The following is a 9365-nucleotide window of genomic DNA, read 5'->3' as shown; positions in this document are numbered from 1 at the left end:
TCATCCTAGAAGCTATGAAGGATCTCAGCCGTTCCTCTGCATCTATTGCCAGGCAGTTTCATCTTTCAGATACGAAGATTCATGATATTTTCACTGCTTTCGTTGACTTGCCACGATTGAAACTTCCTGAATTTCTTTCTGTTGACGAAGTTCATATTGATATCTCTGAAAATAAGAAATATGCCAAAGCCTCAGGAAGAAATACACAGTTACAGAGGAAAAAAACGTGGCAACTATAAAGTAAAAAACAATTAATAAATTGATAAAAACAAATAGAGCATAACCTAAAAAGGGATCATATCATCAGCACTGTTTTTGCTGATTCCTTTTCTTTTTAACTTTAGGGGTCTTAAATTCTTTGTTTGTTTCCTTCATCCCACTGAAGTTGCCCCCTAAATTTCTGGCGAAAACCCCTAAAAAATTTGATTACCCTGTTTTAAATTCTTTAACCAACAAAAAAGGCACTCTAAAATAGTGTGTTAGTGTGCCAAATGTTTAAACTTTAGTGTTGCTGTTTTTTACCATTTCTAAGTTTTTGTGTAGATACCTCTAGTAAGGTATCTATTCCAAATAATATCTTTGTATTATGACGAAAAGTTTAGTAATATACATTCTCAAAATATTCATAGAATCTGACAATTTACAATGGTATAAATAACTTTTCATGTTTGATAAAAAATGCATTATCTCTGAATCATCATGTTTATTGTTTAACCAGTAGTTATACGATACTGAAAAAAAGAGATGGTAAAACTAGATATATTTTTTTATTAGAGTAAAAATGCTGTTCTTATTAATTTAATAATTACTATATTTCCTTTTGAATAACTAAACTTTTATTAATTTGTAAATAAATCTAAGCTTTCTTCTATATTACTCCAGTATATTGGATTTATATTTAAGTTTTTAAAACCGTCAATAACACCTTTGTCTATTGGATTTTTATCATTTATAATGACAAACATTTGCTCATTTTCGTCTCGCAATGCTGCAGTATCATCCCATCCAAATGAGGTGGCAATGCAATTTGTTTTCGAAGCCTTATTCACTATATTAACCCAACGTGTGGGTTTTAATTTAGTGCGTTGGAATGACATATCAAAGCAAAATGGGAACCCTGATTTACCGACTAAAGAAACATTTTCCGTAAAATACAATTCTTTTTTCAAAAAATATTCTTTTACATCTTCACTGAAAAAATTGGCAACATTTTCTCTAGATGTATAACACAAATCATCTACTTTAACAATGCATTGTAATATAGCATCAAGTTTCGCTCCAAAATCATCTCTACTAGTTCTTGCAAATATTTCATCCTCTTCTAATTTCATCCCAAATTGTGCACATATTTTTTCTATTAAAATAATTCTCTTTTCTGAAAAAGAAAGTCCTCCAGCTCTTAAGTTACTTATAGTATATGAATCATCAGTTATGGTTATTTCATCACCATTAATACTTATGTAAACCTGTATATAATCATTAAAATGATCCAAAAAAGGAGTCGTAATTTCATGAAAACCATTTATTTCTTTTACTTTAATATTATTTTTTATAAAATTATAATAATCGTTTATTAATTCGTTGATATTCACAAATACCACCTCCTTCATAATAAGTATACTTCATAATTTAATTAAATAAAACTGCTTGTTCAACAATCGTAGGATATTCAATTACATTAAACTTTTTTAGGAAAGCTACACAATTAGCAACTAAAGATGGATCATTTATATCAAATCTAATAGCATAAGGTATGTTATTATTAGTATTATAATTATCTTTAAAAATATGAAGATGAGGTCCTTGAATTCTTTCGCCGTTAGGGTTTTTATGCTCCACATTTCCTATATCCAAACGCAACAAATTAATTCCAGTATTTTTATCACGTACTATATATGTACATTTATTACTAATTCGAACCTTCCTATTAATAATAAAGAAGAACTTGAATCTAGGATTGTCTATACCTTGTATTTCATATTCTTTATCATATCCGATATTAGGAATTTCGAACTTTTTTGCTAACAATTTTTTTAAAATTGTAATCAATTCTTCAGCTTCACTAGTCGTCATATTTCAATCTCCTTTCATCACTTATTTTGAAAATTTACTCTCTAGCACTTAAGCAACACAATTACCCAAGTCCTCTTTCTTGGACTATTATTAGTTATTATAATATAATTTATTTAAATTTTTTTCAATATATCAACTTCATTTTTGAGAAAATTTCGCAAAATCATTTCCACTTATATGCTTTTAACTATGTAAAATAATATTTTCTCAACCTCCTTTCCCTATATAGGTCCACTTTAAAAACACATCTATCCTAATAGTTTCTCTAATTTCTTTTATAGCACACCGAAAACAAAAAGGACGGATGTGCTTTTTGTTTTTATATCTACATCTGTAAATTCTTACAGCAACAAAAAAAGCACATGATTTCTCACATGCCTAAATACTGACGTAATTCTTTTGCATCATCACTATATTTCTCCGCAATATCCAACCCAATTTTCTGTGTACGCACAAGCTTAGCTAACGCAAAATTCAATGTCTGCATGCCATCTTTTGCCCCTGTTTGAATCTGCGAATTGATCTGATGTACCTTATTATCACGAATCATACTGCTAATCGCATCATTTCCAACCATAATTTCCAAAGCAGCTACTCTGCCTTTTCCATCTAGTGTTGGAAGTAATTGCTGTGTGATTACCGCACGTAAGATTCCTGATATCTGCATACGGATCTGTTCCTGTTTATGAGGAGGAAACACATCAATGATACGATCAATTGTTTTAGCTGCACCAATCGTATGTAAGGTGGAAAATACTAAATGTCCAGTTTCCGCCAAAGTAACTACTGCTGCTATCGTTTCATAATCACGCATTTCTCCAACTAAAATAACATCCGGATCTTCACGCATTGCACTGCGTAATGCCGTATCAAAGGAATCAACATCACGTCCGATTTCACGTTGATGAATCAAAGCTTTCGAGCGTTCATATAAATATTCTACTGGATCCTCAATCGTTAAGATATGACAATCTCTACGCTCATTGATATACTGCATGATAGCTGCCAGTGTGGTAGATTTTCCACTTCCGGTAGGACCTGTCACAAGTACCAAACCACGTGGTTCCATTGCTAAGTTTTTAAGAACATCCGGCAGCAGCAATTCCTCCAAAGAACGAATACGATTATCAATGATACGTATAGCCGCTGCTAACTTATCCTGTTGTCGATATACATTTACACGTTGACGTTCATGCTTTTGATCAACATACGTAAAGTCAATATCTTTTCCCTGTTTCAACTGTTCCATTTGCAAATCATTCAACATGGATAAGATCATTTCTGTTGTTTGTGCATTATCAAACTGTTTAGGAAATTCAATCAGCTTTCCATTTTTACGAATCATTGCCGGACCATCTACATTCAAATGTAAATCACTGCATCCATTCTCACGCGCATATTGCAAAGCTTCTTCAAGTAATTGATTCATAAAGCCTCCTAATCAGAGTATACACTGATTTTACGTAATTCATCAATCGTTGTTAAACCATCTTTCACAAGCTGTATTGTTTCTTCACGCAGCGTTCTTAAATTTTGACTTTTTTTCACATAAGCATAAATATCATCAATATCTTTATGACTGGATATCATACGTCGCATTTCTTTATCAATCAGAATAATTTCATGCACTGCGGTTCTGCCTTTATACCCTGTCTGGTTGCATTGATGACAGCCTGCTCCACGATACATATATTCGACATCTTCACCAAGTTCTTCACGTTCAAGCGCCGTTGTTCGTATCTTTTCTTTACAATGTGGACAGATTGTTCTAACCAAACGCTGTGAAACACTACCAATTAAAGAATTGGCTACCATATACGGCTCTACCCCCATATCCTGCAAACGAACAATCGTACTAATTGCATCATTGGTATGTAGAGAGCTTAATACCAAGTGTCCGGTGATTGCTGCTCTGACAGATATAGAAGCGGTTTCTCCATCACGTGTTTCACCAACCATGATAATATCGGGATCCTGTCGCAATAATGCACGCAATCCCTTTTCAAAGGTCAAGCCTGCCGCATTATTAATCTGCATCTGATTGACACGTTCAATGTTTTTCTCCACAGGATCTTCGATCGTTGAAATATTTACCTGACGTTTTGCCAAAGTTTCCAAAATCATATATAACGTCGTTGTTTTCCCGCTTCCGGTAGGCCCGGTTAAGTATATGATACCATGCGGCATTTCCATCATCTTGCGCATCTTTTGATAATTTTCTAAATTCATACCATATTGAGTATCATTCAGAATTGGCGTATTGCTATTTAAAAAACGTAAAACCGCCTTTTCTCCATACACTGTAGGAATAACAGATACACGAAGGTTCATCTTCGTACCTTCTAAGGTCGTAACAAAATGACCATCCTGAGAAACACGTTTTTCAGCAATATCCATATTTGCCATGATCTTGATACGCACAATAAGAGATTGATGTAGATTCTTTGCCAGCTGAACATAATCAATGATCATTCCATCAATACGCATACGTACCATGGTTTTATCTTCAAATGGTTCAATATGAATATCACTTGCATTTGCATTATACCCTCTTGTCAGCAAAGAGCTAAATAGTTTAACAACCGGTGTATCATCTTCTTCAGAATTAAATAATTCACTTTCATCAAATTCAAAAGAAACAACATTTTCATTTGCCACACTGGCAGCTTCACGTGCCTTGATTTCCGCATAATAATAATCAATCGCTCGTAGAATTTCTTTCTTTTCACTTAAGCATATAGCAAGATTCATACCTGTAACTAATCGTACATCTTCAATGCCATAGAAATTCAATGGATCACTGGTAACCACCGTTAAGCGTCCATTATTCTCAGAAATCGCAATCAGATCATACTTTAATGCTAAAGTCTTTGGAATCTTTGCTACGGCATCGACTTCGATTTCTACATTGTTCATATCAACCAATGGTTCATTTAACTTATCACTCAATGCTTTTAACATCTGTTTTTCGCTGATAAAGCCTAAATCAATCAAATGCTGACCTAAACGTTTTGATCGATCTTTCTTCTGCTCGGCAAGTGCTGTTTGAAGTTGTTCTTCAGAGATATAACCATATTCTTTTAATACTTCACCTATTGGTATATTTTTCATAAGAGTGCGTCCTCCTTTTTATGATAATGATTACTTCTTCTACATTTAGGTGGGAAGTAATGAGTAGGTTATAAAATAATTTATAACCATGAAGTTCTACATGATGGAGTGGTAATTGAAACATCATCAATATCAATTAATTTCCACACTGCAGGAACAAGACTAGGATGATGTGTTGTTGTCGTATTTTCTGTAAGTAATTGATAATATTTTCCATCTGTATCTTTAACTATATCTCCTTTAAAATACGTACTGTATTCATCAAAATCCTCGCTGATCTTTTTCCAATATTTCTGACTATTTATTGTACCTGGTGGTAATTGATGAGCATGTCCCCAGTTGATTTCTTCATTACTAATACAGCGATATAACTGTCCATTATATTTTACATATTCTCCTGGATATATTTTATTTCCACTATCCCATTCCAAAACATTACTTGGGCAACGTTCATATTCACTTGCTACCGTTTTACTGCTGTTATCTGTAGGAGTATCTTCAATAATTTTACATTTTAATGGCTGTATATCTTCCTTTTTGATAGGTTCCCATACATCTCGATGGTCTGGATTATAAATTTGACCTCTGTGAGCAGGATTATAATCAATAATTTTTCCCATAAAACTTCGTATTTATTGGAAATTCAACAACATCGCCTTTTTCATAAGAGCTTGTAACTTGCCAGCCTGTCATAATAGCTTTCCACTGCCCTTTATCATTCGTATGTGGATCAGAATCATCATTTTCGACATCTACTATTGCCCTATACCAAGTACCTTTAAATTCAACAAAAGTTCCTTTTTTATAAGTTCCCCTTGCTACCCACTGAGTTGCGGTATTTAATTCATTCTTACAAGCGATTTCCCCTCCAACAGTTCCATCATAATCTGCATCATCCGGTTCTTCTTCACCACCGCCACTAGATTCTTTATTTTCAAATTCACCATTGCGGTAATAAATAATATGGTCTGTCAAATTTTTTGTTTCCGCCTGTAGAGGATTTGCATTTTTATTATGTTCCATATTCAAAAGTTCTAATGTTGTTGAAGTTTTATATACTTCTTTTTTCTCGCTATCGTTATTCTTATAATAAATGAATTTCAAATCAAGTCGATTTTCATTAAAACCCTTAGCACTTATTTCTAATATTCGTCTATTATAAAAATCATCATTATATGCTTCACTATCTGTTGCGTCAACATGACCGAGCATTAATCTACCATCTTTGACATAAAGCCATTTCCAATCATTTCCCTCAGGTCTTTCTTCATTACTTTTTAAAACCTTTACATCACTTGCATATAACAGTTGATCTCTTACGAAATCCGCCAATAGATCTAAAGATTGTTTATCCGCATCTGTTGTGGCAGCTTTATTAAAATACCCTAGAGAGTTCAAAATTAAAGAACCAGCAATCATCATAACTAAAGAAGAAATAAGCAAAGTCACAATGATTTCCATTAAAGTAAAGCCTTTATTATTAAGTTTTTTTGACTTCATAGTTATTTCTCCTTCCTAACGTCATCATGAATTTACTGAAATCCAACAATCATCAATATTTTCACCATCATAGTTCTCATCAGGATCTAAGACATACCAACCTGAATTTTGTTTCTTCACTTCTTTATGTATAAAATCCTGAAAATCATCATACCTTTGTTCTGTTGCACCATTTACAGATATATAAGTGTCATGATAATAAGCACCACTAAACATCTTATCATCATAAACAATCGCAACTGTAATATTGGAAGGCTTACAATACCATTTATTATCTAAATAATTATAAATAATTGAAATATTATCGACATTTAATTCATAAGGAGAATATTCATAATATTTATTAGTTGTCGATAAATATATCAACTTTTCATTACTACAATTTGTTGATATCGTCTTATTTTCCCAAGCATAAAATGCATTTATATAAAATGATTGGCTTTTATATTCAGAAGGCAATAGTTCATTTGGAAATGGTTGAATTTGATAAGTATCTTTTAAATTTTTAAAAACATGATCATTATAGCCATCTCTTTTACAAGTACTTTGATTTAATCCACAACTCTTTGTTTCACTATCATTTAATGTAGCATATAGATCATTTCCTATATTTACACTATCTTTATATACATCAAAATCCTTTAACGGAGTGGTGCTCTGTTTAATTTTAGTGATTGCTTTTAAAACGATATCTGCACCGTTTGTACCTGTATACTCATTATAGGTAGCTTGTACTTCTATATCATCAACACCATTATCAGCATGCAATATATAAGAGGCATCTTGATCTTTTTTATTCACCTTTACTTTATCTTTAACTTCTTGATTGCCTTCGATAAAGGAAAACATCTCATTGCTAGCTGTTTTAACTTTAGCAGCTTTGCCCATTCGTTGAATAACACCATTGAACCCTGCCGCAATCGTTATAGAGGAAATAGACAGAATCAAGATAGCGACAATCATTTCAATTAATGTAACACCTTTATTGTTCATACCTATAACCTCCTTCTCATTTTAAGCTATTTATCTGCTATATTTTCTTCTACAAAGCTACTTATTAAATTATCATATATAATTCTTCTATTTTCGGGAGTCCCACTATTCAATTGTGCCATGCTTAGATAATCATTATTCCCCCATTGATTTACTCTAAAATACCAGTGTTGCGTAATTGGATCAAAAACTAAAATTGGTTTCCAATCAGAAACAGCACCACTTTCCGTTGCCGTTGCATAGATGAAACAGACAGGCTCGCCATCTACTACACCAAACATTACATGAGCATATAATTGCGAACCAGCTAATGATTTTGGCAAGTTAAACTCATCCATATTCAACTTTGGTGAAGAACCATTCATAAGCACTTGATAAATATAAATTCGTAATTTATCGTTATTAAATGTTAATCCATCTGTTACGCTTATACCATGTTTCTTATACTCTTCTTGCATTGCCGCTTTATCACCATTCTTAAAATAAGTGAAAATTGTATCAATAGAATCATATGTATCCTTACCTGTTTGAATATTATATGGTAATTGAACTTCTTTACTGCCTTCATAATATTTAATCAATGTCCAATTTTTATTTGATTCAGTTACAAGTCTTTTTAAATCCGCACTTATGGTACATGTCTTACTAGCATAAGTTACAGTTCCACTAATCGTTAAAAAGACATATTCAACATCATCTACCGTTTTAGTAGAAACACTCAATGTCAATAATTTTAATTTACCTAATGCTTCTGGGAATGTATGTTTACCATTCACCACGTCATTGATCGTCGTAGTCACACTATTTGTACCATCTGGAATTAACTTTATATAATCTGAATTTTTATTCAGAATATTTTCTGTAACATTTGTCACAACACTCTTAGCAGAAAGATAGGCCTGCCTTTCTATATTCTTTTCAACTGAGCGATTATAGTAAGAATATGCAATCGTCATTGAGGCTGCAATAACAATCTCAAGAACCATAACGACAACAATTGCCCATAATAAAGCTGAGCCTTTTTTATTGTCTTTCATATTCTCACCTCCTGCTTTATGACAGCATAAATAATTTAAAAGTTACCATCATGCTATTTGATTTTTCATCTTTTGAAACGACACTATTGTAATTCACGCTTGCCACTTTTAAAGATTTCATTTTATTCGCATCATTTATCATATTCTGCAAATTTAAGACAGTTCCATCTACGCTTAATGAAATGTTATACACTTTGAGGATGTTTTTCTTTTTTTCTTTTGTACCGTCCTCATTTTTATTTTCATCTTTTTTCTCAATGGCTTTTAAACTTTCCTTATAATTAAGAATTTCTTCTTCACTAACATCTGTAATACTCAAGCTTATTGGTTCTAAATAATGATCCATAGCTAATTTCGTGATTATTTTATCAACATCTTCTTTTTTCAGATTGTCATAAAATTTTGCCTTTATCGCTTTTATTTTAGCTCTTTGCTAGCCTCTTTTATTTCTTTATCAAGATCATCATATCGTGGAATAGATGCTTTTGTACTAATCAATTCCATTTCTGCAGTATCTTTTTTTGCTTGCAAATCCGTATGTTTTTCCATCGCTGGCATAATTAAATAAAAGAATCCACCTACAACGATGATGATACATAATAATATATACAACAATACTTTTTCACGTTTTGTTAATGTCTGTTTCATGTT

General features: G+C 32.3%; 10 protein-coding genes and 1 pseudogene. 1 reads left to right on the top strand and 10 read right to left on the bottom strand.

Annotated features, from left to right (window positions below):
- A pseudogene (locus ACESSZ_RS03845) lies at positions 1-239 on the top strand (hypothetical protein); the annotation flags it as partial.
- Positions 240-839: 600 nt separating this feature from the next.
- Here the strand turns inward: ACESSZ_RS03845 and ACESSZ_RS03840 are convergent.
- The 10 genes from ACESSZ_RS03840 to ACESSZ_RS03795 all read right to left on the bottom strand — a co-directional run bounded on the left by ACESSZ_RS03840 (position 840) and on the right by ACESSZ_RS03795 (position 9362).
- The gene (locus ACESSZ_RS03840; protein ID WP_243642706.1) at positions 840-1592 is read right to left on the bottom strand and encodes a DUF1828 domain-containing protein; all 753 of its coding nucleotides are present in this window, start codon (positions 1590-1592) and stop codon (positions 840-842) included.
- 37 nt (positions 1593-1629) lie between these two features.
- Positions 1630-2073 carry a DUF6978 family protein gene (locus ACESSZ_RS03835; RefSeq protein WP_132224979.1) on the bottom strand — a complete coding sequence of 148 codons (444 nt, stop codon included), beginning with the start codon at positions 2071-2073 and terminating at the stop codon, positions 1630-1632.
- Between the two features lie 370 nt (positions 2074-2443).
- Complete coding sequence (locus tag ACESSZ_RS03830; protein ID WP_331866661.1) at positions 2444-3502, bottom strand: type IV pilus twitching motility protein PilT; 1059 nt, start codon at positions 3500-3502, stop codon at positions 2444-2446.
- Between the two features lie 8 nt (positions 3503-3510).
- The gene (locus ACESSZ_RS03825) at positions 3511-5184 is read right to left on the bottom strand and encodes a GspE/PulE family protein (RefSeq protein ID WP_331866662.1); all 1674 of its coding nucleotides are present in this window, start codon (positions 5182-5184) and stop codon (positions 3511-3513) included.
- An 80-nt stretch (positions 5185-5264) separates the two neighbouring features.
- Positions 5265-5804, bottom strand: a complete 540-nt coding sequence (locus ACESSZ_RS03820) for a hypothetical protein (protein ID WP_499842690.1) — start codon at positions 5802-5804, stop codon at positions 5265-5267.
- A complete protein-coding gene (locus ACESSZ_RS03815; protein ID WP_499842689.1) occupies positions 5788-6684 on the bottom strand; it encodes a PulJ/GspJ family protein in 897 nt (298 codons plus the stop codon). Before ACESSZ_RS03815 ends, ACESSZ_RS03820 begins: the two co-directional genes overlap by 17 nt.
- 24 nt (positions 6685-6708) lie before the next feature.
- On the bottom strand, positions 6709-7677 hold the full coding sequence (locus ACESSZ_RS03810; protein WP_132224973.1) for a pilus assembly FimT family protein: 969 nt from the start codon (positions 7675-7677) through the stop codon (positions 6709-6711).
- Positions 7678-7703: 26 nt separating this feature from the next.
- The gene (locus ACESSZ_RS03805; RefSeq protein ID WP_117547518.1) at positions 7704-8714 is read right to left on the bottom strand and encodes a hypothetical protein; all 1011 of its coding nucleotides are present in this window, start codon (positions 8712-8714) and stop codon (positions 7704-7706) included.
- 16 nt (positions 8715-8730) lie between these two features.
- Complete coding sequence (locus ACESSZ_RS03800; protein WP_331866664.1) at positions 8731-9060, bottom strand: hypothetical protein; 330 nt, start codon at positions 9058-9060, stop codon at positions 8731-8733.
- Between the two features lie 71 nt (positions 9061-9131).
- On the bottom strand, positions 9132-9362 hold the full coding sequence (locus tag ACESSZ_RS03795; protein WP_331866665.1) for a hypothetical protein: 231 nt from the start codon (positions 9360-9362) through the stop codon (positions 9132-9134).
- Between the last annotated feature and the right edge of the window lie 3 nt (positions 9363-9365).

Origin of the sequence: Eubacterium sp. 3_1_31 (assembly GCF_964249515.1) — a bacterium.
Taxonomy (GTDB): Bacteria; Bacillota_I; Bacilli_A; order Erysipelotrichales; family Erysipelotrichaceae; genus Longicatena; species Longicatena caecimuris.
Note: the sequence above shows the minus strand (reverse complement) of the source record. Positions and strands in the feature narration are given on the sequence as shown.

Coding starts and splice junctions, on each gene's coding strand:
- ACESSZ_RS03835 (WP_132224979.1), bottom strand. CDS start 2,073: ATGACGACTAGTGAAGCTGAAGAATTGATTACAATTTTAAAAAAATTG.
- ACESSZ_RS03830 (WP_331866661.1), bottom strand. CDS start 3,502: ATGAATCAATTACTTGAAGAAGCTTTGCAATATGCGCGTGAGAATGGA.
- ACESSZ_RS03825 (WP_331866662.1), bottom strand. CDS start 5,184: ATGAAAAATATACCAATAGGTGAAGTATTAAAAGAATATGGTTATATC.
- ACESSZ_RS03820 (WP_499842690.1), bottom strand. CDS start 5,804: ATGGGAAAAATTATTGATTATAATCCTGCTCACAGAGGTCAAATTTAT.
- ACESSZ_RS03815 (WP_499842689.1), bottom strand. CDS start 6,684: ATGAAGTCAAAAAAACTTAATAATAAAGGCTTTACTTTAATGGAAATC.
- ACESSZ_RS03810 (WP_132224973.1), bottom strand. CDS start 7,677: ATGAACAATAAAGGTGTTACATTAATTGAAATGATTGTCGCTATCTTG.
- ACESSZ_RS03805 (WP_117547518.1), bottom strand. CDS start 8,714: ATGAAAGACAATAAAAAAGGCTCAGCTTTATTATGGGCAATTGTTGTC.
- ACESSZ_RS03800 (WP_331866664.1), bottom strand. CDS start 9,060: ATGGATCATTATTTAGAACCAATAAGCTTGAGTATTACAGATGTTAGT.
- ACESSZ_RS03795 (WP_331866665.1), bottom strand. CDS start 9,362: ATGAAACAGACATTAACAAAACGTGAAAAAGTATTGTTGTATATATTA.